Here is a 23,986-nt window from a genome sequence, read left to right on the forward strand (position 1 = left end):
CATCCTGCCTTTGGTTATCGATACCGCCGCGACTGTGACAGCCGACCCACCGCCACAAACTGTAGCGGACGAACCCTCGCACCTTCAAGACCTGCTGACCGCAGGTCTTTTTGTATTGACTTCTTTTCTGGGGACGGTATAATGAAAATATTGAAGTGTGGGAAGCATGGATTTGTAGAGGAGGTGGCCCATGGGGCGATTATGTGAGGTTTTTCCCATTTGGGATGCGCTAACGGAAGGGGAGCAATCGGTGTTGACGGCGGCTGCGGTGCATCGATTAGTCCCTGGGGGCACCCTAATCCACGACGGTGGAGAGGAATGCCTAGGGCTTTTAGTGGTGTCCTCGGGGTGGCTGCGGGCCTTTATTATGTCCGAGGAAGGGCGGGAGATTACCCTGTATCGCCTGGGCCCTGGGGAAATCTGCCTGTTTACCGGGTCCTGTATGCTCAAAGAAATGCAATTCGATATTGCCATAGAGGCCGGGGAGGACAGTGCCTATTGGGTGATTCCAGCGCCGGTTTACAAGGACCTCATGGAGCATTCCACCACCCTGGCTCTGTACACCAACCGCCTCATGGCAAAGCGTTTTTCAGAGGTTATGTGGCTCATGGAGCAGGTACTGTTTAAGCGCTTTGATGTCCGTCTGGCCACGTTTTTGCTCTCGGAGTACCAGCGGTCAGGAACATCTCACCTGCCCCTGACCCACGACCAAATCGCCAGGCATCTGGGCACCGCCCGGGAGGTGGTCACGCGGATGCTTAAAAACTTCCAGCAGGAGGGATGGGTTAAGCTCTCCCGGGGGAGTGTGGACATCATCGATGGGCAAGGACTGAGGTCTTTATGTGCCACCCCTTGACCCCGGTAACCCGCAATTGATATAATAGACCGGTCTTTAGTAAGGAGGTCATTATGACCAATCAAAGCCCCATTGGGCTCATCGACTCTGGCATCGGGGGATTTACGGTTCTCCGGGAGCTGCAGCAGCGCCTGCCGGGAGAAAACCTCATTTACCTGGGGGATTCCCTGCGGATGCCCTATGGCGAGCTGGATAATGCCGCCATTATAGAATATGCCAATAGTGATATCCGTTTCCTGGAGGAACGGGGGGTAAAGGCCATCCTATTGGCCTGTAATACCATCTCTTCCCTGATGGAACAGCTTACTGCCAAGGTTCCCTTATTTTCCATTGTGGAAGCAGGATGCCTGGCCACCATGGAAACCTGTAAAACCGGGGAGGTTGGACTCATCGCTACCCGGGCAACGGTCAATAATGGGGCCTACCCCCGAGTGCTGCGCCAGCTGACGGATCAGGTCGTCTTTGTTCAACAGGGGACAAAAACCCTGGCCTCAGTCATTAATAATTATCCCGAGGAGATTGAGCTCCTCAGAACCCACATTCATCTGGCCATTGATCCCCTCATTGAGGAACGGGATATCCATGTGCTGCTTTTGGGGTGTACCCATTTCCCCATCGTTAGAGAGACCATCGCGGAATTATACCCCCAATTTACCATTATCAATCCGGCCATCAAGGAAATTGATATTTTGAGGGAGAAACTCACCGCCCAGGATGCCTTTAGTGGGATGGATGCTGGTGGAAAAACCGAAATCTACACCACCGGGACTCAGGCAGATTATAAAATATTTTGCGATATGGTAGACTATTTAGATATCCGGTGTCACAGCCTGAATCAAGCCGTGCTGGATATTGATAAAGCTTAGGAGAAAAGAAAGATTATGGAAGATCAAAAGAAAATTGTGTACTCGGCCATCCAGCCCTCGGGTATGTTCACCATCGGGAATTATTTTGGGGCCATGAAAAATTGGGTCCCTATGCAGAATGACCATGACTGCCTGTTCTGCCTGGCAGACCTTCACGCCATCACTGTTCCCCAGGTGCCCGCGGATCTGCGTCGCCGGACCTACGAATGTATGGCACTGCTTATGGCCATCGGCATCGATCCTGAAAAATGTATTTTATACGTCCAGTCCCAGGTGCCGGCCCACACCGAGCTCACCTGGATTTTAAATTGCTCGGCCTATATGGGTGAGCTGTCCCGGATGACTCAGTTTAAGGATAAGTCCAAGAAGCAGGGAAATAACATTCGGGTGGGACTCTTCGATTATCCCGTGCTCATGGCAGCGGATATTTTGCTGTACCAAACAGACCTGGTGCCCGTGGGGAGCGACCAAAAGCAGCATGTGGAGCTGGCCCGGGATATTGCCGAACGGTTTAACGGTCAGTATTCCCCAACCTTTAAGGTACCGGAGCCCTGGTTTGGGGAAGCCGGCGCCCGGGTGATGAGTCTCCAGGACCCGGTGCGTAAAATGTCCAAGTCCGACGAAAACATCAATGGCTTTGTATCCATGCTGGACGATCCAGATACCATTATCCGTAAATTCAAGCGGGCAGTGACGGATTCAGAAACCGTCATTCGCTATGACCGGGAAAATAAGGCTGGGGTATCCAATCTCATGGAAATCTATGGCTGTGCCACGGGCCAGACCCTGGAAGAAGTCAGTGCGGCCTTTGAGGGAAAGGGCTATGGTGATTTTAAAAAAGCTGTGGGGGAAGTGGTGGCCGATGCCATTCATCCCATTCAGGAGGAATACCATCGCCTGTTGTCCGATAAGGGTGCGTTGGAATCCATTATGAAGCACGGTGCCGAACAGGCCGGGCGTATCGCTGGAAAGACCCTGTCCAAGGTCCGGCGTAAGGTCGGCTTTGTCACGGTGAAATAGAATGATTTGGGAGATGTCATGAAGCGCGACTGGAGGGCGATGCGTAAGCCCTGGCTGGCGGCAATCATCGGAGTGGCCTTACTGACCGTTTTACGGTTGGTATTGGCCCAGAAAATGCCCCTGGTGATGCAGGGAGAAACCAGTCATGATGATTTCTTAATGGTGCGCTATGCCGCGTATCTGGCCGCCGGGCAATGGATGGGCCCCTTTACCCTGATGGTTTGTGTTAAGGGACTTTCCTTCCCCTTATTTTTGGCGGTGAATTATCTGGTGGGAATGCCCTACGCCCTCACCCTGGCCCTGTGCAATGTTGGGGCAGCCGCCTTCTTTGTCCATGCCCTAAAGCCCTGGGTAAAGAATGGATATGGGCAGCTGGCCCTCTATCTCTTTTTAATCTACTCCCCGGTTACCTTTGACACTCAGATTTCAGGGATGGTATATCGTAACGCTATTTTGGCTCCAGCCCTCCTTTTAGTACTGGGCTCTGCCATTGGACTCTATATCCGCTGTGGGCATTCCAGCCGGAGACTATGGCCCTGGAGCCTGGGCCTGGGCCTATCCTTCGCCTACTTCTGGAACATCCGGGAGGATACCATCTGGCTATTGCCCTTTGTGGTGGTGGCCCTTGGGATTACCGGGATTACCATTTGGAGGGCTGAAGGGCGTGCGGGAACGAAAAAGCTCGGGCTCCTCCTCCTCCCCCTGCTGTGCCTGGGGATGGTTCAGGTTGGCCAGGGGATGATCAACAAGGTGGTCTATGGGGAATACATGATTAACAACCGGACTGGCACAGCCTTTGGCGAAATGATCACCCAGCTCATTCATGTGGATGATGGTCAGGAGGACGTGGCTGTGTGGATCTCCAAGGATATGCTAAAGCAGGCCTACGCCGTTAGTCCGACCTTAGCGAAAATGTCCGGTGCCATCGATGAAGCCTTGGAAGCCTGGGGAAGTACCCCGGAGGATCGGGGCATTGCGGGAGATATCACGGTCTGGGCTCTTCGGGATGGTCTTTACCGAGGCGGTGCCTTTGCGGATGCTACTACCCTGGAAAAAACCTGTAGCCAGATTAATGCTGAGCTGTCAGCGGCCTACGCCGACGGCCGGCTTCAAAAGCGGAATAGTTTCTATATTTCCGGTGCTGCCCGGGGGATGACGGCAGAGGATGTTCCCCTTTTAGCCGAGAATTTTAAAAACGGCTTTCTGGATATTATAAGCTATGCCCAATACGCCTGCAGGCTGTTGCCCTCTACGGGCCCAATGGAGCGGATTCGCACCATGGAGGTCATCACCAATAACCTGACACTGTATCCTGAGACCGGTTTTAATCCTGATGAAAATATCGGGGCGACTATCCAGGGTGAGGTTGGGGGCCTGAGCCAGAAGATTTTCTCTGGGGTGGGTAGCCTGTATAAGGCCAGTGGAACGGCCCTGGCAGTGCTTGCCGGTGTGGCCTGGGTAGTCATGCTGGTACAGGTCATCCGGGGAATCAGGCATCAGCAGCTTGAGGATTTACCGATCCTGTTGGTGATCACTGGACTCTTCCTCAGCAGTTTAGTCCTACTGGCTGGGGTGGTCTGGTTTACCTCCTGGATGGTGGGAGACTATCCCTATAATATTTATAACTACACCTCCCCAGCCTGTACACTGATGCAGGTGGTGGAATTCCTGTGTCTCTATTGGCTGGGAGGACAACTTAAGAAAAAATGGGTTAAGGCCCACTAAAAAAAGAGCCATTCACAGAGGATGCTGTCATCCCTGGATGGCTCTTTTTATTGCATTAAATTTTAGTAGGCTTCTACAAACAGTTCAAAATAATCCTGGGGATGCTTGCAGGCAGGGCAAAGCTGGGGTGCAGAATCGCCTTCGTGGATATAGCCACAGTTGCCGCATTTCCATTTGGTGGGGCTGACACGGGTGAATACCCGGCCTTCTTTGATGTTTTCCGCTAATTTGCGATAACGGGTTTCGTGGGCCATTTCAGCCACACAAACATGGATGAAGGTGCTGGCAATATCGTCAAAGCCTTCCAGCTTTGCAATGGCGGCAAAGGCAGGGTATAATTTTGCCCATTCTTCGTTTTCGCCTTCGGCAGCGTGGATCAGATTGTCATAAGTGGAATCTGACAGTGCAACCGGATAACCGGCATCGATGTTGACTTCAACACAGCCACCGTCTTCTGCTTCAGAGGCGACGATATATTTGTAGAACATTTCACCATGTTCTTTTTCATTGGCTGCGGTTTCCAGGAAAATTTCCTGCATTTGGACATAACCTTCTTTTTTAGCCTTTGATGCGAAGAAGGTGTAACGGTTGCGTGCTTGTGATTCACCGGCAAATGCCTTCATCAAATTTTCCAGAGTCTTTGTACCTTTTAATCTACCCATTGTAATCCTCCCTTACTCATTAAAATCAATACTTATATTATACGTCTTTCCAATAAAAAAAGAAAGTAAGATTTAGAATAAATATAAGGTGTAGTAAGGTAGATTTAAGTAAAAAACAGGTAAAATTCACGAAAACATCAAATTCCAATCAAAGAGCCTACACATTTTCTTCGTAAAATAAGGCCATACCATTGATTGGAGGAATGACTGATGACAAAGGCATTACAACCCGGCTGTGTTTTTGAGCGGGTTGAAAAAAAGTATTTATTATCGGAAGGGCAATATCGGGAATTGGTGAGGAGACTAAAGCCCCATGTGCAAGTGGATGATTATGGTCTGCACACCATTTGTAATATATACTACGATACACCAGGGAATGAGATGGTTCGACGGTCCATTGAAGGTCCGAAGTATAAGGAAAAAATCCGCCTGCGCAGCTATGGTGTACCGGGCCCGGAGGATACCGTCTTTTTAGAAATTAAAAAGAAATGGCGGAAGGTGGTCTATAAACGCCGGATTCCGCTGACTCTGACCCAGGCCGGCGCCTTTATGGCTGGAGGACCCTTGCCCCAGGTGGAGCCAGAGGATCGGCAGATCCTCCGGGAGCTGGACTACTGTCGCAGTTTTTATCATCCAATACCCAAGGTGTTCATCGCCTATGACCGCATCGCCTGTTTTGGCAATGAGGACCCGGAGCTGCGCATGACCTTTGACCACGGCATCCGCAGCCGGGAGGACGATTTGTGGCTGGGGTTAGGGGACTATGGCAAACCTTTGCTTAAAAAGGAACAATTTTTGCTGGAAATTAAGGTTGAGGGAGCGTTTCCTCTATGGCTGGTGGACATTTTGTCCGAGCTGGCCATTTACCCCACCTCTTTTTCAAAGGTAGGGAATATTTATAAAGCCACCCATGGAATGGAAGGGAGAACACCATGTTTACGAGTATCATAAATACCACCACCGGGGTGACCATCGGCAGTGCCCTCATCTGTACGGCGGCGGCGGTGATCCTGGGTTTTCTCATCGCCCTGGTCCACATGAAGACAGGGAGCTATACCCGCAGCTTCGTGCTGACCCTGGCGGTAATGCCGGTACTGGTCCAGATGGTTATTATGATGGCCAGTGGTAACCTGGGAACTTCTGTCGCGGTACTGGGGACCTTTAGCCTGGTGCGTTTCCGGTCCGTGCCCGGCAGTGCCCGGGAGATTGCCAGTATATTCTACGCCATGGCCGTGGGCCTGGCCATGGGCATGGGCCAGGTTTTCTTTGGGGTGATTATGGCCATTATTGTGGGGGTCTTTATTATCCTCCTCAATTTGATTCCCCCGGCAAAGAGCCGAAGCCTGGAGAAGCGCCTGACCATCCTCATCCCGGAGAACCTGGATTATACCGATATCTTTGACGATGTGTTTCAGAAGTATCTTAAAAAAGCAGAGCTTCAGTCTGTGAAAACCACCAATCTGGGGAGTATGTACGAGCTGGAATATGTGGTGATGCTTAAAAATACAGCGATTGAAAAGGAAATGATCGATGCCATCCGCTGTCGAAATGGTAATCTGACGGTGATCTGCGGGCGGGGACAGACCATTTCCACCACCCTGTAGGAGAGGAATATCATGAGTATGAATAAAAAGTACAGCTTCTTCCTCAGTATCGGACTGTTTCTAACCGTGGCCCTAATCCTTTTATTTGCCGGATGCGCCAAGAAAACGGCAGAAACGACCAACTCAAGCATCGCTGGGGATAACGCCTATACGGATTGGCGAAGTGGCGCCTATACCACCATTACCTTAGGGAGTAGTACGGCCACGGTAGAGGGAGAGGGGGCCGCCGTCAGCGGCGGTGTGGTCACCATCAGCAGTGCCGGGACCTATGTGGTCTCCGGCAGCATCAGCGATGGCAGCCTGGTGGTGGATTCCAGCACCGATGGCACCGTACGGGTGGTCTTAAACGGGGCCACCATCACCAGTGCAAACAGTGCCCCCATTTATGTGAAGAATGCCGGAAAAGCCATGATTTCACTGGAGCCTGGTACCACTAACACCCTGACGGACGGCAATACCTACACCTATACGGATACCGCTAATCAGGAACCGGATGCCACCATTTTCTCCAAGGACAATTTGGTCTTTAACGGTACGGGGTCCCTGAAAGTTATCGGAAACGCTGGAGATGCCATTAAGGGAAAGGATGATCTCCTCATTGTAGAGGGGACCTTCGACATTACCGCCGCAGACGATGGTATCATCGGGAAGGATCTCACCCAGATAGAGGGCGTCACCTTGACCATCAATGCTGGCGGGGATGGCATTAAGGCCACCAACGACACGGACACCACCAAGGGGGCCGTCACCTTAAATGGGGGGACCTATACCATTACGGCAGGGGCTGATGGCGTCCAGGCTGTCACGGACCTGACCGTGGGCGGCGGAACCTATACCATCATCACCGGGGGCGGCAGTGCCAATGCCCTGACGAAGACCGATACCCAAATGCGCCCCGGGGCCTCCCAGTCCACATCAGATACCGATTCCTCGGATACCGGGAGCTATAAAGGCCTGAAATCGACGGGCCAGATTATGGTGAATGGCGGGACCTTTAAGCTGGACACCAAGGACGATGCCCTCCATGCCAATAACACCATTACCATTAATAGTGGGGAGATTACCGCCGCTTCCGGAGATGATGGCATCCACGCCGATACCACCCTCACCATTAATGACGGCACCATCAATATTACCAAATCCTACGAGGGTCTGGAAAGTGCCGATGTGACCATCGCCGGCGGGATCATTAGTGTGGTGGCCAGCGATGACGGTATCAATGTGGCTGGGGGAGATGGCAGCAGTACTTCAGAGGAACGGCCAGGGGCCGGGAATTTCAACGAAACCGGGGGCAGTAATCAACTGACCATCACCGGGGGGACCACCACCGTCAATGCCGGTGGAGATGGCCTGGATGCCAATGGCTCCATTGCCATCAGCGGCGGCATTACCCTGGTGGATGGCCCCGCGGACAGCGGAAACGGCGCCCTGGATTATGACGGGACTTGTGAAGTTACCGGGGGCGTGCTCATTACTGCCGGAAGCTCCGGTATGGCCCAATTCCCATCGGAGGGTTCCACTGTAAGGACTGTTGCCATGACCTTTAGCAGCACCCAGGCAGCAGGGACCTTGGTCAATATCAGCGATGCCTCGGGGAAAAGCATTGTGAGCTATACCCCTGGTAAGGCCTTTAGTACCATTAGCATTAGCGTGCCGGACCTGGCCACAGGGGGCAGTTATATCCTGTCCACCGGAGGGCGTGATACTGGCAGCGTCACCAGTACCCTGGTTCAGGGGGGCAGCTATTCCGGTGGCACTGCCGTGGTGTCCTTTACCTTAAACAGCACCCTCACCGGCCTTAATGAATCCGGTGCCACCACCATTACGAATGGTATGGGCGGCCAGGGCCCCGGACAGGGCGGCCCCGGCAGGCGATAAAACACTTGTTTAGCTGGACTGAAGGGTTCTGTCATAAAAGACATACGTGGCTTTTCCCTCATGCTTTGCCTCATAGAGGGCAATATCCGCAGCTTTATACAGCTGTGAAAAATGGGTGCCATCCGTGGGGTAAAGGGCGATGCCAAGGCTGCAGGAGACCTGCTCAGTGCCAGAAGCGTTGGATGGAAGGGCTGCGATACGGGTACAGATTTTCTCCGCAATGGGAAGAAAGTCTTCACAGGAACGGATATCCTTGACAAGGGCGATGAATTCATCGCCCCCCAGGCGTCCGGTGATATCCGAGGACCGTAAACAGTCCATGAGGGTAGCGGCCACAGATTGGAGAACGATATCTCCGCGATCATGGCCGTAGGTGTCATTGATGTGTTTAAAGTCATCTAAATCCAGGAGCATAAGGGCATGGTATTGTGTATCGCTGGATTGTTCAAAAACATCCGATACCATGCGCAGGAAGCCCTGGCGGTTAAAGGCCTGGGTCAGACCATCCTTATAAGCCTTGGAATTCAGATCTAAAAGTTCCCGCTTTTCCTTGTCAATATTGTTCATCCGCCCAATAATACGTTGGGGAACATTATGGTCGTCAGAAAGCGTAATGAATTCAAAGTCCATCCAGGTGGGGGTTCCCTCATGGTCCAATAATCGGAAGGAAGTATTGTAGTGGGGGGTGCCCAGCTTCATGTTGCGACCGATATTTAAAAAAGCATCCATGTCATCAGACGCAACAATGGCTTGAGGGGTGGAGAAGAAATCAATGGTCGTGGCCTCGGGGGAGCGATGGAATACCGTTTCAAATTGATCGTTAAAGCGGAAGGCACCCGTCTTGGGATCTGCTTCAAAAAGAATGGTTTCGGAGAGATTGCTAATAAGGCGGTATTGTTCTTCCTTCATCGCCAGCTTTGTCCGATCGGCTTCAAGCTCCCGACGTGTCTGAATTTCTCGATGTAGAAAAAAAAGCACAAGAAGCGTTGCTGCAACGGTGATGACACCCAAGAGAATATAAAGGAGTGGCTGGAAAGAAAAGGCAGCAGTCGCCAAATCTTCTTTAGGGATGAGGGTAAAGAAAACCCAGTTGTTAATGGTCATGGGGACATAAGAAAGATAAGCGGAAGAGCCATTGTACTTACAATCCAGGGTATTGCCCACGCGGGCAGCCATATCCGCCGTCAATTGTGCCTGATTATCCTCGGTGAGGGTGATGTCTGACATGGCGGTGAGCTGATAATGGGTCTCGGTGCTGAGGTTTGTCACCAAGGCAAGATCTTGGGTACAGATAAAAGCAGTTCCATCTACATTTTGACCAGAAATATTGAAGGCCTGTCCAAAAGCATCCATGGAAAAGCTGGCAAAGAGGACGATGGAGCCGATGGCATCACTTTGTACAGGAACGGAAATAATAATCCGAGGCTCTTGGGAAATACGAGAATTGGAAATCAGCTCAATGGCCTCTTTTCCGGAAATGCTTTGTTTGAAATAGGTACGATCTGCGATATTGGCGGTATTACTCCGGGCTAATAAGGCATCCCCCGAGGCATCGGCAAAACCGACTGAAGTAAAATCTCCGGTATCCCGGATAGAGGCCATCATACCCTTTAAGGTATCTTCGTCATCTAAAGCGTCAGGGTTGTGGCGAAGGTAGTCTGACAGGGAGCGAAGCATATAATAGCGGCCGCTGAGTCGGGCTTCTACAATGGAAAGACTCTGATAGGATTCCTTGCTCAAATCTGCTTTGATGGCAGTTTCGATACTGGTCGTTGTACGATTAATCAGAACGATTTGTGTGGCGAGAATGAATAAAATGAAGAGTGCGGAGATAAATTTTGCAGTGTAGTTTTTATAAAATCGATTGAAGGCCATGATTAATAGACATCCTTTCCCCGAAGAGGCAGATCGGCACCTGGGGTTTTTATTTCATTATAGACGCTTTTACGAAAGAATACAATCGTAATATCCCCTGAATTCCTTTTGTTTCAATGGAATTCGTGGTACACTAAAGTCATCTTAGAGATAAAGGATGTTGATAATGAAGAATCAATGGGATGTCAAAGGAATACTGGAAAAACGACAAAACCTGCGTTATATACTCGTGGGAGAAGCTGCGCTTGTTGGCCTGGCCGCTGGACTGGTGGCCGTAGCCTATCGCTTTGCCATGGCCTGGTCCTTTAACCTCCATGCTTACATCCTGGATGCTGCCGATGATCGAACTGGTCTCGTTTTTGCGTTTTTTGGATTTCTGTTGGTATTGGCCCTGGCGGTCTCGGTCCTCATGAAATGGGAGCCTTTCATCACAGGTTCCGGCATTCCCCAGGTAGAGGGGGAGCTCAAGGGGTACTTCGATATGCCCTGGTGGCGGGTTATTGTTGGAAAGCTGGCTGGCAGCCTCCTTTGTATTATCGGCGGCCTTTCCCTGGGGCGAGAGGGTCCTTCGGTACAGCTGGGGGCTATGAGTGGCAAAGGGTATTCCCGGGTCATGGGGCGGGGGAATATGGAGGAACGGTATCTTATTACCTGCGGTGCCAGCGCTGGGCTGGCCGCGGCCTTTAACTGCCCCTTGGCCGGGGTGATGTTCGCCCTGGAGGAGGTTCATAAAAGCTACTCCGTCATCATTCTTTTCTCTGCGATGACAGCGGCGGTTGTGGCGGATTTTGTTTCCAAACTTTTCTTTGGTATGTCCCCGGTTTTCCACATCCCGGTGACCCAGGCCCTCCCATTGAAAGATTATTGGATTCTCTTACTCTTTGGCATCATCATCGGTCTGGCAGGAGCCTTTTTCAATAAAAGCATGGCCGTTACCGGAAAGATTTATGATCGCCTGACTTTTATCGCCCCACGGTTTCGCCCAATGATTCCATTTTTGGTCGCTGGTGCACTGGGATTCGTGCTGCCCCAGGTGTTGGGGGATGGTCATCTCATGCTGGATGCCCTGAGTGCCGGGGAAGTTGGTTTTCAGATGGTCTGCCTGCTCCTGGTGGTTAAATTTCTCTTCTCGATGATGAGCTTTGGTTCTGGTGCTCCGGGGGGGTCCCTGGCTCCGATGCTGGTTATTGGCGCTTATATTGGTGGATTCTGCGGGCAGCTGGCCGTTATAGGTCTGGGAATGGACCCCGGTCTCGTGAATAATTTTATCATTTTAGCCATGGCTGGCTTCTTCACCGCTGTGGTCCGGGCACCGCTGACCGCTATTGTGCTGGCCAGCGAACTCACCGGTTCCTTTAGCCATATGATTTCCCTGGCGTTGGTGGTCATTGCCGCAGAGATTACCATCCAGTTTATGGGATCAGAGCCCCTTTACGATGCCCTCCTTAAAAAGATATTGGCAAAGAATGCCCCGGAGGATATACAAGAAGAAGAGGGTTCCGACGAAAAAACCATTATTGTACGAACGGTGGGTAGCGGATCGGTTTTAGATGGCAGCGCCATTTCAGAAATCCTTTGGCCCGAAAGCTGTTTGGTGGTGGGGATCATCCGGGAGGACCACGAATTCATCCCCAATGGCAGCACCGTCGTGCAAGCCCGGGATCGCCTGACCCTTATTGCGGATGCGGACCATTTCCGGGAGGTAAAGGGGGCGTTGATTCGGTTGTGTGAGGAGCGGTTAAATGCGGATGAATAAAAGAAATTTGGTTAAGAAGATGCTTTTTTCTTGACATTAGCAAAAAGATGTGTTTTAATAATAAATTGCAATAGAAGAATTTCGTATGAAAAAGGCTGCAATGGCACGCGGACTCGCTGATCAAAGGTGGGTTGAACGAGTAATGGGATGCGTGTTTCCGACTGATCAAAGGTTGGAAGTTCATTGGAACCTTTGTTTTTTCGCTGTCTGGAACCTTTGCAGGTTTCCACTTCCTTAGGCTATAGTGTAGCACATTTCATGGTAAATGCAAGGAAAAAGACAGATTGTCACTTTGGCATATAAATTCATTTGGTAGGAGAAAAATTTTATGGTAATGACTCATCCCGTGCAATACGGCTTGCGGACCAGACAGAGTTTTTCCAAAATCAAAGAGGTTTTGGAGATGCCCAATTTATTGGAAGTCCAGTTGGACTCCTATAAATGGTTCATCGAAAAGGGGCTTCAGGAAGTTTTTGACGATGTCCACGAGATTTCGGATTATACCGGAAATCTGGTGCTGCAGTTCGTCGATTATTCCATCGAGGGAGACCCCAAGTACACCATTGAAGAGTGTAAAGAACGTGATCAGACTTACTATGTCCCGCTGCGGGTAAGGGTTCGCCTGATTAATAAAGAAAAGAATGAGGTCAAGGAGCAGAAGGTCTATATGGCTGACCTGCATAAGATGACGGACACCGGGACCTTTATTGTCAATGGGGCGGAACGTGTTATCGTCAGCCAGTTGGTCCGTTCACCAGGTGCTTATTACACCCTGACCCGGGATAAGCTGGGGAAAAAACTGTATTCGGCCCAGGTCATCCCAAACCGTGGGGCATGGCTGGAGTATGAATCGGATTCCAACGATATCGTCTATGTGAAAATTGACCGGACCCGGAAGCTGCCCTTAACGGCACTGCTGCGGGCTTTTGGACTGGGCACCAACGAAGAGATTTTAGATGTCTTCGGGGAGGACTATCGTCTTCTGGAAACCATCCAGAAGGATATTGCCAACGATAATAATTCCACAACCGATGGACTCCTTGAAATTTACAAGCGTCTGCGTCCCGGTGAGCCACCAACCGTGGAAAGTGCAGAATCCCTGCTGAATTCCATGTTCTTTGATGACCGCCGCTACGATTTGGCAAAGGTAGGACGTTATAAATATAATAAGAAGCTGGCCCTGGCCCGCCGCCTGACGGGTCAGGTGATTGCGGAGGATGTAATCAACCCTGAAACCGGTGAGGTTTTAGCCGAAGCAGGGCAGAAGATCGACCGGGAAACGGCCTGGGAAATCCAGAATGCCGGTATCAATGTGGTGGATGTTTTGGTCAACCACAACGGCGAGGACAAACAGATTCGGATTATCGGAAATGGCTTTGTGGATATTCACAAGCAGGACATCCCCTTTGATATCAGTGATCTGGACATCCATGAGCTGGTGTACAAAGAAGTGTTGGATGAAATTTTAGAATCTGACATGACCGATGAAGAAAAGCACAAGGCCATGAAGAAGCGGATGGACGAGCTGCTGCCCAAGCATATCCTCCATGCCGATCTCTTTGCCACGGTGTCTTACTTCCTGGGTCTGGATTATGATATTGGCAGCATTGACGATATCGACCACCTGGGGAACCGTCGTTTGAGAAGCGTGGGTGAACTGCTCCAGAACCAGTTCCGTATCGGCCTCTCTCGGATGGAACGGGTGGTTCGGGAACGGATGTCAGTTCAGGACGATGAAATCCTGACACCCCAGAGCCTCATTAACACCCGTCCGGTGAATGCGGCCTTGAAGGAGTTCTTTGGAAGCTCCCAGTTATCCCAGTTTATGGACCAGAATAACCCGCTGTCTGAGCTGACTCATAAGCGGCGTTTATCGGCCCTGGGGCCTGGTGGGCTCTCCCGTGAACGCGCCGGCTTTGAGGTTCGTGACGTTCACCATAGCCACTACGGCAGAATGTGTCCAATTGAAACCCCTGAAGGTCCGAATATCGGACTCATCGGTTCTTTGGCGACCTTTGCCCGGGTGAACGAATATGGGTTTATCGAAACCCCCTATCGTCAGGTGAAAAATGGGATCGTTACCGATGAATTCCATTATTTGGCTGCGGATGAAGAAGGCGAATTCGCCATTGCCCAGGCCAATGAACCCTTGGATGATAATGGTCATTTTGTGCATGAGCACATCACTGGCCGTGCGGGGATGACCCGTGAGTTCGTGATGATGGCACCAGACGAAGTGGATTATATGGACGTTTCCCCGAAACAGGTGGTTTCGGTGGCGACCTCTCTGATTCCTTTCCTGGAAAACGATGATGCCAACCGTGCCCTTATGGGAGCCAACATGCAGCGTCAGGCTGTGCCGCTGCTCATTCCAAAGGCCCCTGTGGTGGGGACCGGGATGGAACACAAGGCCGCTAAGGACTCTGGTGTCTGCGCCATAGCAGAACACGCCGGGACCGTAGAATATGTTTCTGCAGACGAAATCCGAATTCGGGTGGATGCAGACGGCAGCCTGGAAAAACACCACCTCCTCAAATTCAAACGCTCTAACCAAGGGAACTGCTTTAACCAGAAGCCCCTGGTGGATAAGGGGCAGCATGTGGATGCCGGGGAAATCATCGCCGATGGCCCAGCCACTGAAATGGGCGAGTTGGCCCTGGGGCGCAATGCCTTAATCGGCTTTATGACCTGGGAAGGGTACAACTACGAAGATGCGGTCCTTCTCAATGAAAACCTGGTGAAGGAAGACAAATACACCTCCATCCACATTGAGGAATTTGAATGTGAAGCCCGGGAAACCAAACTGGGACCCGAAGAAATCACCCGGGATATCCCCAACGTCGGGGAGGATGCCCTGAAGAATCTGGATGAACGCGGCATTGTGTTTGTCGGGGCAGAAGTGAAGTCCGAGGATATTCTGGTAGGGAAAGTAACCCCCAAGGGGGAAACCGACCTGTCCGCAGAAGAAAAACTTCTCCGGGCCATCTTCGGCGAAAAGGCCCGGGAAATCCGGGATACCTCCCTGAAGGTTCCCCATGGGGAATCCGGGATCGTGGTGGATGTCAAGGTCTTCTCCCGTGCCAATAAGGACGAGGATTTAAAACCGGGTGTCAACACCATGGTTCGGGTTTATATTGCCAAGAAGCGGAAAATCTCCGTTGGGGATAAAATGGCTGGCCGTCATGGGAACAAGGGGGTTATCTCCCGAATCCTTCCCCAGGAGGATATGCCCTTCTTACCCGATGGCACACCCCTGGATATCGTACTGAATCCCCTTGGGGTGCCCTCTCGTATGAACATCGGCCAGGTGCTGGAAGTTCATCTTGGGATGGCCCTGAAGGAATTGGGCTGGCATATTGCCACACCCGTTTTTGACCCGGCCAATGAAGAGGATATCGAAGACCTCCTGGAAAAGGCAGAACTGCCCCGGGATGGGAAGATTCAGCTGTACGATGGCCGGACGGGTGAGCCCTTTGACAACCGGGTTACCGTTGGCTATATGTACTACTTAAAACTCCATCATCTGGTTGACGATAAGATGCATGCCCGTTCCACGGGACCGTATTCCCTGGTAACCCAGCAACCCTTGGGCGGGAAAGCCCAATTCGGCGGCCAGCGTTTCGGGGAAATGGAAGTGTGGGCCCTGGAAGCCTATGGCGCCGCTCATACCCTCCAGGAAATCCAGACCATCAAATCCGATGATGTGGTGGGCCGTGTGAAGGCTTACGAAGCCATTGTTAAGGGTGAAAATATTCCGAAGCCGGGGATTCCAGAGGCCTTTAAGGTCCTGATGAAGGAATTCCAGAGTTTAGGTCTGGATGTCACCATCTACAACGACGAAGAAAAAATCGAAGTGCTGGATACGGATTATATCGATGAATCGGAAACCGTCCTTGAGGACCCGGTAACCGAGGATATTCTGGATGATGTCCAGGATGTGAAATTCTTTGACGAAGCCGAATACGACGAAGATGAAGATATGATCCAGATTATCGATGCTGAAGATATTGACAGTGAAGATTCTCTGTTGTAGGAACCGAAAGGAGCAATTCACTTAATGAATGATGAAATCATCTTCAAATCCTTACAGATAGGTTTGGCTTCCCCTGAGAAAATCAGAGAATGGTCAAGGGGAGAGGTTAAGAAGCCTGAAACTATCAACTATCGTACCCTCAAGCCTGAAAAAGAAGGTTTGTTTTGTGAAAAAATCTTCGGACCCACCAAGGATTGGGAATGTAACTGTGGGAAATATAAGCGCATCCGCCATAAGGGCATCGTCTGTGAAAATTGCGGTGTTGAGGTCACCCGGGCAAAGGTCCGTCGTGAGCGCATGGGCCATATTGAATTGGCGGCACCGGTTTCCCATATTTGGTATTTCAAGGGGATTCCCAGTCGAATGGGCCTCATCCTTGAAATGTCACCCCGAAATTTAGAAAAAATTATTTACTTTGCTTCCTATGTGGTTACAGATCCGGGGGATACTCCCCTGGCTTACAAGCAGGTCCTCTCTGAACGGGAGTACCGGGAAGCCAAGGAAGAATACGGCGGACGTTTTTCCGCTGGCATTGGGGCTGAAGCCATTCAGGAGCTGCTATGTATGGTCGACCTGGACCAGGATGCGGAAGTCTTGAAGGAAGAGCTGGCTGACAGCTCCGGGCAGAAACGAATCCGTATCGCCCGCCGCTTAGAAGCTATTGAGGCCTTCAGAACCTCCCACAATAAGCCGGAATGGATGATTCTGGAAACCATTCCTGTTATTCCGCCGGAGCTGCGCCCGATGGTTCAGCTGGATGGGGGCCGATTTGCCACCTCAGACTTAAACGACCTGTATCGCCGGGTGATCAACCGGAACAATCGGTTGAATAAGCTGCTGGAACTGGATGCTCCAGATATTATTGTGCAGAATGAAAAACGGATGCTCCAGGAAGCGGTGGATGCCCTGATCGATAATGGCCGCCGTGGCCGGGCTGTGACAGGGCCTGGGAATCGTCCCTTCAAATCCCTTTCCGATATGCTTAAAGGGAAACAGGGCCGTTTCCGTCAGAACCTCTTAGGGAAGCGAGTGGACTACTCTGGCCGTTCCGTTATTGTGGTTGGTCCTGAACTTAAAATGTACCAATGTGGGCTGCCCAAGGAAATGGCCATCGAGCTGTTTAAGCCCTTTGTTATGCGGGAGCTGGTATCCCGTCAGCTGAGCCAGAACATTAAGAGTGCCAAGAAGATGGTCGAAAAGCTGGATCCCATTATTTGGGATGTGCTGGAAGACGTCATCCACGAGCACCCGGTGCTCTTAAACCGTGCCCCCACCCTTCACCGCTTGGGGATTCAGGCCTTTGAACCAGTATTGGTTGAAGGCCGGGCCATTAAGCTCCACCCCCTGGCATGTACCGCTTACAATGCTGACTTCGATGGGGACCAGATGGCCGTCCATGTCCCGCTGTCTATGGAAGCCCAGGCAGAAGCCCGCTTCTTGATGATGGCCTGCAACAATATCTTAAAACCCCAGGATGGGACCCCGGTAGTCGTACCCTCCCAGGATATGATTCTTGGGACCTATTACATGACCTTGTATCGTGAAGATGCCAAGGGAACGGGTTCGGTCTTTATGGATCAGGACGAAATGGAAATGGCTTACTTTAACCGGACCGTGGATCTCCACGCCATGGTTAAGGTCCGCATGACCAAAGAAATTGACGGTGTGATGGAAACCCGATTGGTAGAAAGCACCGTGGGCCGATTCTTATTCAACCAGATTCTGCCCCAGGATATGGGCTTTGTCAAACGGGAAACCGTGGATGACATGTTCAAGCTGGAAGTCGATATGCAGGTGGATAAAAAGGTTCTGACCCAGATTGTGGATAAGTGCTTTAAGGTCCATGGTCCAACGTTGACCTCTGAAACCCTGGATGAAATCAAACGCCTGGGGTATGCTTTCTCTACCCGTGCCGCCATTACTGTTGGGGTTTCGGATATGCAGGTGCCTGGAGGCAAGGAAAAAATCCTGGCGGAAGCAGATAAAAAGGTTGAAGCCAACTTAAAACTCTTCCGGCGTGGCTTGATTTCAGAAGAAGAACGGTATCAAAATGTTGTGGCGATTTGGAATGATGCCACCGATGAAGTTACCGATGCGTTGTTAGACCATCTGGATCGCCTGAACCCTATTAACATGATGGCCGATTCCGGGGCCCGTGGTTCCAAGAACCAGATCCGTCAGCTGGCGGGGATGCGAGGATTGATGACCAATACCACCGGCCGGGTTATTGAACTGCCAATCCGTTCCAACTTCCGTGAGGGGCTGGACGTTATGGAATTCTTCTCCTCCACCCATGGTGCGCGTAAAGGGTTGGCAGATACCGCCCTGCGGACCGCTGACTCCGGGTATCTGACACGGCGTCTGGTGGATGTATCCCAGGATGTCATCGTCCGGGAAGAAGATTGTGGAACACCTGATGGCTACGAAGTAACCGCCATTAAGCAGAAGAACGAAGTCATTGAACAGCTGGGGGAACGCTTGGCTGGTCGTTATGCCTTTGAGGATGTCATGCATCCGGAAACCGGGGAAATCCTGGTGGAAAAGGATCAGGTTATTTCCAGTGAAGTGGCTGATGCCATTGAAAAGGCAGGGATCGAACGGGTACTGATTCGCTCGGTGCTTAACTGTAAGGCAAAACATGGGGTTTGTCGGAAGTGCTACGGTGTGGATATGACGACTTGGAAGCCGGTGGAAATCGGCGAAGCCGTTGGGACCATTGCAGCCCAGTCCATCGGGGAACCGGGGACTCAGCTGACCATGCGTACCTTCCATACCGGTGGGGTTGCCTCCGCTGACGATATCACCCAGGGGCTCCCCCGTGTCGAAGAACTTTTCGAAGCCCGGAAGCCAAAGGGGCAGGCGATTATTTCTGAAATCGCCGGCCGGGTTGAAATCAATGAGGGCAAGAAAACTGAAGCCGTTGTGATTGGCGAAGATATGTCTTCCAAAACTTACCTGATTCCTTATGGCTCACGCCTGCGGGTACTGCCAGGTGATCATGTGGAAGCTGGCGAGCCCCTGACTGAAGGGTCCATCAATCCCCACGATATTTTGGATATCCAGGGTGTGGAAGCCGTCCAGCACTACCTGCTGTCGGAAGTCCAGAAGGTTTATCGGCTTCAAGGGGTACATATCAGCGACAAGCATATCGAGCTCATTGTCCGTCAGATGTTGCGTAAGGTCAAAATCGAAGATGCTGGAGATACCGGCTTAATCACCGGTGCGGTAATGGATATCTTCCAGGTGATCGAAGCCAACGAGTTAGCCATGGATATGGGTCTGAAACCTGCGGTGATGATTCGGGATTTGATGGGGATTACCAAGGCCTCCCTGGCCACGGATTCCTTCTTGTCTGCCGCATCCTTCCAGGAAACCACTCGGGTACTCACCGATGCTGCCATTAAGGGCAAGGTGGACCCACTGATGGGACTGAAGGAAAATGTCATCATCGGCCAGTTAGTTCCAGCCGGTACCGGGGTGCCTCAGTATAGCAACCTGGCCCTGGAATACGACCGGGAAGAGCCAGAGGATGATTATTACGAAGAAATCGAAGAAGAGGAGGTCGTCATCGATGACCTCGGTGATGGCGAATCCGTCAACTTAGACGATGTGCTCATTGACGATAATACCATTATGGAAAAGGTGGTTGAAGAGGAAATGCGCTCCCTGGAAAAGGATGATGTGCTCTCCGCTGCCTTTGATATGTTCGATATGGATTTTCTGTCTGTTGAGGCAGATGGGGAAGATTCTGAACCAGAAGAAGATGTCAATGCGGTCATCGATCTTGATGAGTAGAAATTGAACGATTTACCGCTTGACAGTTTTACATTTGATGTGTATACTAATCAAGTATGCTTATTTAATGGTGTAAGTGGAGGATGTTTCACATGACTGAGTTTAAAGAATTACCGAAGGTCATCGGAATGAAGCAAACGTTGAAACAGTTGGAGACCGGATGTGTGATTAAGGTCGTGCTGGCTGAAGATACCGATGAGCCATTAAAAGAGAAAATCATCAAAGCCTGTGGGACGGCTGATGTCCCCGTCATTACCTGCAGGAGTAAGCATGCTCTCGGTAAAGAGAGCGGCATCGAACGGGATGCGGCAGTGGTCGCGTTACTCAAATGATTAATCATCCCAATGGGATTGTTAATAAATAATAAAAAGGAGGTGCAGCACTGAATGCCTACCATTAATCAGCTTGTTAAGCAAGGAAGAAAGCGTGCGGAATTAAAAACCAAAACGCCGGCTCTGAAACAAAACCCTCAGAAACGTGGTGTTTGTACAGCAGTCAGAACATCGACACCTAAAAAACCAAACTCAGCCCTGAGAAAGATTGCCAGGGTTAAATTGGTCAACGGTATGGAAGTCACGGCTTATATCCCAGGTATCGGTCACAACCTGCAGGAACATAGTATTGTTCTTGTTAAGGGTGGTCGTGTTAAGGATTTACCAGGGGTTCGTTATAAGATTATCCGTGGTGCCTTAGATACCGCAGGCGTCGAAGACCGTAAGCAAGCTCGATCCAAATACGGGGCTAAGAAGCCTAAGAAGTAGTGCATCGTACTGCATCTAGAAATAGATCGCGTATGAATAGCACAACGACCGTATAGTCGAGTACCGATGAACATTTAATGTTAAGGAGGGAAGAAAGTGCCTAGAAAAGGACCTGTTCCAAAGAGAGAAGTTCTCCCCGATCCAATTTACGGCGATGTTGTGGTCACCAAGTTGATCAATAACATCATGCTGGATGGTAAAAAGGGAGTAGCTCAAAGAATCGTCTATGACGCATTCGCAAAAGTAAGTGAAAAAACCGGTAAAGATGCCCTGGAAGCATTCCAGGAAGCTCTGGCAAACATCACACCGGTGTTAGAAGTTAAAGCAAGACGTGTCGGTGGTGCCACCTATCAGGTGCCAATCGAAATTCGTGCGGACCGTAAGCAAGCACTGGCCCTGAGATGGCTGGTCACCTTCACCCGCAAGCGTTCCGAAAGAACCATGAAGGACCGTCTCGCTGGGGAAATCATGGATGCCATCAATAATAGTGGCGGCGCCGTGAAGAAGAAGGAAGATACCCACGCAATGGCGGAAGCCAACAAGGCGTTCGCACACTATCGTTGGTAGTACAAGGAGTTATTTGTGCCTAGAGAATATAGCTTAGAAAATACAAGAAATATCGGGATCATGGCGCATATCGATGCTGGGAAGACGACCACCACCGAACGTATCCTTTTCTATTCTGGTAAGATCCATAAAATTGGCGAAACCCATGACGGTGGCGCCCAGATGGACTGGATGGAACAGGAACAGGAACGTGGGATCACCATTACTTCCGCAGCGACGACCTGTCACTGGAAGGGGAACCGAATCAATATCATCGATACCCCTGGCCATGTGGACTTCACGGTGGAAGTGGAACGTTCTTTGCGTGTGTTAGATGGCTCCGTTGCCGTCTTCTGCGCAAAGGGTGGTGTTGAACCCCAATCCGAAACCGTTTGGCGTCAGGCGGACCAGTACAATGTTCCGCGTATGGTCTATATCAATAAAATGGATATTACCGGAGCCGATTTTTACCACGCAGTGGATATGATCCGGGATCGTCTGGGTGCCCACCCGGTCTGTATTCAATTACCCATCGGTAAGGAAGCAGACTTTATCGGCATCATCGACCTGGTCACCATGAAGGCTGAAATCTACAAGGATGATTTAGGTGAAGATTTCGAAATCACCGATATCCCTGAACATATGCAGGCCGAAGCTGAAGAGTACCGCGATAAGATGCTCGAAGCCCTGTCCGAAGTGGATGAAACCATCATGGAAAAATACCTGGAAGGTGAAGCGGTTACTGAAGAAGAAATCAAAGCCGCCATCCGTAAAGGGACCTGTAATGTTGAAATGGTTGCCGTCACCTGTGGTTCTTCTTACAAGAACAAAGGGGTCCAGATGATGTTGGATGCCGTGGTGGATTATATGCCATCACCCCTGGATGTTGCCGCGATTAAAGGAACCAATCCAAAGACTGACGAAGAGGATGAACGTATCGCAAGTGATGATGCCCCATTCTCCGCTTTAGCCTTCAAGATTATGACAGACCCCTATGTTGGGAAGCTGGCCTTTATGCGTGTGTACTCCGGGACAGCAGAAGCTGGCTCCTATGTCAGCAACTCATCCAAGGGCAAGCGTGAACGTCTGGGACGTATCCTGCAGATGCATGCCAATCACCGCGAAGAAATTACCAAGGTTTATACCGGTGATATCGTTGCTGCCGTTGGCTTGAAGGATACCACCACTGGGGATACTCTGTGCGATATGGATCATCCCATCGTGCTGGAATCCATGGTTTTCCCGGAACCGGTTATCGATGTTGCCATCGAACCGAAGACCAAGGCCGGTCAGGAAAAAATGACCGTTGCCCTGCAGAAGCTGGCAGAAGAAGATCCGACCTTCCGTACGCATACTGATGAAGAAACCGGCCAGACCATTATTTCTGGGATGGGTGAGCTTCACCTCGATATCATTATCGACCGGATGCTGCGTGAATTTAAGGTTGAAGCCAATATCGGTCAGCCTCAGGTTGCTTATAAAGAAACCATCACCAAGACTGTGGATGCTGAAGGGAAATTTGCCCGTCAGTCCGGTGGTCGTGGTCAGTATGGTCACTGCCTGATCACCTTGGAACCCCTGGAAGCCGGCTCTGGCTTTGTCTTTGAAAATAAGACAGTGGGTGGTTCCATTCCTAAGGAATATATCAATCCAATCCAGCAGGGGATTGCGGAAGCCATGCAAAATGGTGTCCTGGCCGGGTATCCGGTTCTGGATGTCAAGGCTTCTGTCTACGATGGTTCTTACCATGATGTCGACTCCTCTGAAATGGCCTTTAAGGTCGCAGGGTCCATGGCTTTCAAAAATGGGATGCGTAAAGCAGATCCTGTGATTATGGAACCGGTGTTCAAACTGGAAGTTGTTATTCCTGAAGAATACATGGGCGATGTTATGGGGGATATCAACTCCCGTCGTGGCCGTGTTGAAGGGATGGAAATGCGTGCGGGTGCCCAGGTTATTAATGGGATGGTACCGCTGTCCGAAATGTTTGGGTATGCCACTTCTTTGAGAAGTAAGACCCAGGGACGTGGTGTCTACACCATGCAGTTCTCCCACTATGAAGCAGTGCCTAAGAGCGTTGCAGAAAAAATTATGGAAGGTAAAGCCAAATAAGGCTTTACCCTTTCCTTAAACATAAGTCTGGATAACAGATACGAAAATTTACTAAAGGAGAAAAATCAAATGGCAAAAGCAAAATTTGAAAGATCCAAACCCCATGTTAACATTGGTACCATTGGTCACGTTGACCACGGTAAAACCACTCTGACCGCAGCAATCACCTCCGTATTAAACAAGCGTTACGGTTCTGGTGAAGCGGTTGCCTTCGAAAACATCGATAAGGCTCCCGAAGAAAGAGAACGTGGGATCACTATCTCCACCGCTCACGTGGAATATGAAACCCCTGAACGTCACTACGCTCATGTGGACTGCCCGGGCCATGCCGACTACGTCAAAAACATGATCACTGGTGCGGCTCAGATGGACGGTGCGATCCTGGTTGTTTCCGCTGCTGATGGCCCCATGCCTCAGACCCGTGAACATATCCTCCTGTCCCGTCAGGTTGGTGTGCCTTACATCATCGTCTTCTTAAACAAAGCCGACATGGTGGA

At 50.8% G+C, this 23,986-nt stretch carries 17 protein-coding genes; 15 read left to right on the forward strand and 2 right to left on the reverse strand.

The genetic code is table 11. The features are described 5' to 3' along the window. Nucleotides 1-190 precede the first annotated feature (190 nt). The 4 genes from BLW33_RS06325 to BLW33_RS06340 are packed head-to-tail and all read left to right on the forward strand — an operon-like array spanning nt 191 to nt 4,467. The gene (locus BLW33_RS06325; RefSeq protein ID WP_090306546.1) at nt 191-856 is read left to right on the forward strand and encodes a Crp/Fnr family transcriptional regulator; all 666 of its coding nucleotides are present in this window, start codon (nt 191-193) and stop codon (nt 854-856) included. 53 nt (nt 857-909) lie between these two features. Beyond that, nucleotides 910-1,722 (forward strand): glutamate racemase, encoded by an 813-nt coding sequence (gene murI, locus BLW33_RS06330; RefSeq protein ID WP_090306549.1) that lies wholly within the window; start codon nt 910-912, stop codon nt 1,720-1,722. A 15-nt stretch (nt 1,723-1,737) separates the two neighbouring features. Continuing rightward, nucleotides 1,738-2,742, forward strand: a complete 1,005-nt coding sequence (gene trpS / locus BLW33_RS06335) for a tryptophan--tRNA ligase (protein WP_176966646.1) — start codon at nt 1,738-1,740, stop codon at nt 2,740-2,742. Nucleotides 2,743-2,760: 18 nt separating this feature from the next. Continuing rightward, nucleotides 2,761-4,467: a hypothetical protein gene (locus tag BLW33_RS06340; RefSeq protein WP_143032595.1), complete on the forward strand. Its 1,707-nt coding sequence runs from the start codon at nt 2,761-2,763 to the stop codon at nt 4,465-4,467. Nucleotides 4,468-4,529: 62 nt separating this feature from the next. On the opposite strand, the gene rbr is transcribed toward BLW33_RS06340, so the two are convergent. Next, nucleotides 4,530-5,129 carry a rubrerythrin gene (gene rbr / locus BLW33_RS06345; RefSeq protein WP_090306556.1) on the reverse strand — a complete coding sequence of 200 codons (600 nt, stop codon included), beginning with the start codon at nt 5,127-5,129 and terminating at the stop codon, nt 4,530-4,532. 210 nt (nt 5,130-5,339) lie between these two features. On the opposite strand from rbr, the gene BLW33_RS06350 reads away from it, so the two are divergent. From BLW33_RS06350 to BLW33_RS06360, 3 genes are read left to right on the forward strand one after another with little or no spacing between them, the layout of a single operon-like run. Then, nucleotides 5,340-6,080 carry a polyphosphate polymerase domain-containing protein gene (locus BLW33_RS06350; protein WP_090306559.1) on the forward strand — a complete coding sequence of 247 codons (741 nt, stop codon included), beginning with the start codon at nt 5,340-5,342 and terminating at the stop codon, nt 6,078-6,080. Beyond that, nucleotides 6,062-6,733, forward strand: coding sequence for a DUF4956 domain-containing protein (locus BLW33_RS06355; RefSeq protein WP_090306562.1), 672 nt, complete (start codon nt 6,062-6,064; stop codon nt 6,731-6,733). The genes BLW33_RS06350 and BLW33_RS06355 overlap by 19 nt, the downstream gene beginning before the upstream one ends. Before the next feature lie 12 nt (nt 6,734-6,745). Next, entirely contained in the window at nt 6,746-8,611 is a 1,866-nt protein-coding gene (locus tag BLW33_RS06360) for a carbohydrate-binding domain-containing protein (protein ID WP_090306565.1), read from the forward strand. Nucleotides 8,612-8,620: 9 nt separating this feature from the next. Here BLW33_RS06360 and BLW33_RS06365 read toward each other — a convergent pair whose 3' ends face one another. After that, entirely contained in the window at nt 8,621-10,486 is a 1,866-nt protein-coding gene (locus BLW33_RS06365; protein WP_090306567.1) for a sensor domain-containing diguanylate cyclase, read from the reverse strand. A 166-nt stretch (nt 10,487-10,652) separates the two neighbouring features. Between BLW33_RS06365 and BLW33_RS06370 the strand changes: the two genes are divergently transcribed. The 8 genes from BLW33_RS06370 to BLW33_RS06405 form a co-directional block, all read left to right on the forward strand. After that, nucleotides 10,653-12,242: a ClC family H(+)/Cl(-) exchange transporter gene (locus BLW33_RS06370; RefSeq protein WP_090306570.1), complete on the forward strand. Its 1,590-nt coding sequence runs from the start codon at nt 10,653-10,655 to the stop codon at nt 12,240-12,242. Nucleotides 12,243-12,576: 334 nt separating this feature from the next. Next, nucleotides 12,577-16,275 carry a DNA-directed RNA polymerase subunit beta gene (rpoB, locus tag BLW33_RS06375; protein ID WP_090306597.1) on the forward strand — a complete coding sequence of 1,233 codons (3,699 nt, stop codon included), beginning with the start codon at nt 12,577-12,579 and terminating at the stop codon, nt 16,273-16,275. A 24-nt stretch (nt 16,276-16,299) separates the two neighbouring features. Beyond that, nucleotides 16,300-20,070, forward strand: coding sequence for a DNA-directed RNA polymerase subunit beta' (gene rpoC / locus BLW33_RS06380; RefSeq protein WP_090306573.1), 3,771 nt, complete (start codon nt 16,300-16,302; stop codon nt 20,068-20,070). A 92-nt stretch (nt 20,071-20,162) separates the two neighbouring features. Further along, nucleotides 20,163-20,402, forward strand: coding sequence for a ribosomal L7Ae/L30e/S12e/Gadd45 family protein (locus BLW33_RS06385; RefSeq protein WP_090306576.1), 240 nt, complete (start codon nt 20,163-20,165; stop codon nt 20,400-20,402). A 54-nt stretch (nt 20,403-20,456) separates the two neighbouring features. Beyond that, on the forward strand, nt 20,457-20,831 hold the full coding sequence (rpsL, locus tag BLW33_RS06390) for a 30S ribosomal protein S12 (RefSeq protein ID WP_090246801.1): 375 nt from the start codon (nt 20,457-20,459) through the stop codon (nt 20,829-20,831). Between the two features lie 96 nt (nt 20,832-20,927). Beyond that, nucleotides 20,928-21,398, forward strand: a complete 471-nt coding sequence (gene rpsG, locus BLW33_RS06395) for a 30S ribosomal protein S7 (protein WP_090246803.1) — start codon at nt 20,928-20,930, stop codon at nt 21,396-21,398. 15 nt (nt 21,399-21,413) lie between these two features. After that, nucleotides 21,414-23,489: an elongation factor G gene (fusA, locus tag BLW33_RS06400; RefSeq protein WP_090306579.1), complete on the forward strand. Its 2,076-nt coding sequence runs from the start codon at nt 21,414-21,416 to the stop codon at nt 23,487-23,489. Nucleotides 23,490-23,558: 69 nt separating this feature from the next. Beyond that, nucleotides 23,559-23,986, forward strand: a 428-nt coding sequence (locus tag BLW33_RS06405; protein WP_143032596.1) for a GTP-binding protein, incomplete at its 3' end; no start/stop codon positions are given.

Origin of the sequence: Eubacterium aggregans (genome assembly GCF_900107815.1) — a bacterium.
GTDB classification, from domain to species: domain Bacteria; phylum Bacillota; class Clostridia; order Eubacteriales; family Eubacteriaceae; genus Eubacterium_O; species Eubacterium_O aggregans.

Excerpts from the sequence above, each read along its gene's own strand:
- BLW33_RS06325 (WP_090306546.1), top strand. The coding sequence starts at position 191 with ATGGGGCGATTATGTGAGGTTTTTCCCATTTGGGATGCGCTAACGGAA.
- murI (WP_090306549.1), top strand. The coding sequence starts at position 910 with ATGACCAATCAAAGCCCCATTGGGCTCATCGACTCTGGCATCGGGGGA.
- trpS (WP_176966646.1), top strand. The coding sequence starts at position 1,738 with ATGGAAGATCAAAAGAAAATTGTGTACTCGGCCATCCAGCCCTCGGGT.
- BLW33_RS06340 (WP_143032595.1), top strand. The coding sequence starts at position 2,761 with ATGAAGCGCGACTGGAGGGCGATGCGTAAGCCCTGGCTGGCGGCAATC.
- rbr (WP_090306556.1), bottom strand. The coding sequence starts at position 5,129 with ATGGGTAGATTAAAAGGTACAAAGACTCTGGAAAATTTGATGAAGGCA.
- BLW33_RS06350 (WP_090306559.1), top strand. The coding sequence starts at position 5,340 with ATGACAAAGGCATTACAACCCGGCTGTGTTTTTGAGCGGGTTGAAAAA.
- BLW33_RS06355 (WP_090306562.1), top strand. The coding sequence starts at position 6,062 with ATGTTTACGAGTATCATAAATACCACCACCGGGGTGACCATCGGCAGT.
- BLW33_RS06360 (WP_090306565.1), top strand. The coding sequence starts at position 6,746 with ATGAGTATGAATAAAAAGTACAGCTTCTTCCTCAGTATCGGACTGTTT.
- BLW33_RS06365 (WP_090306567.1), bottom strand. The coding sequence starts at position 10,486 with ATGGCCTTCAATCGATTTTATAAAAACTACACTGCAAAATTTATCTCC.
- BLW33_RS06370 (WP_090306570.1), top strand. The coding sequence starts at position 10,653 with ATGAAGAATCAATGGGATGTCAAAGGAATACTGGAAAAACGACAAAAC.
- rpoB (WP_090306597.1), top strand. The coding sequence starts at position 12,577 with ATGACTCATCCCGTGCAATACGGCTTGCGGACCAGACAGAGTTTTTCC.
- rpoC (WP_090306573.1), top strand. The coding sequence starts at position 16,300 with ATGAATGATGAAATCATCTTCAAATCCTTACAGATAGGTTTGGCTTCC.
- BLW33_RS06385 (WP_090306576.1), top strand. The coding sequence starts at position 20,163 with ATGACTGAGTTTAAAGAATTACCGAAGGTCATCGGAATGAAGCAAACG.
- rpsL (WP_090246801.1), top strand. The coding sequence starts at position 20,457 with ATGCCTACCATTAATCAGCTTGTTAAGCAAGGAAGAAAGCGTGCGGAA.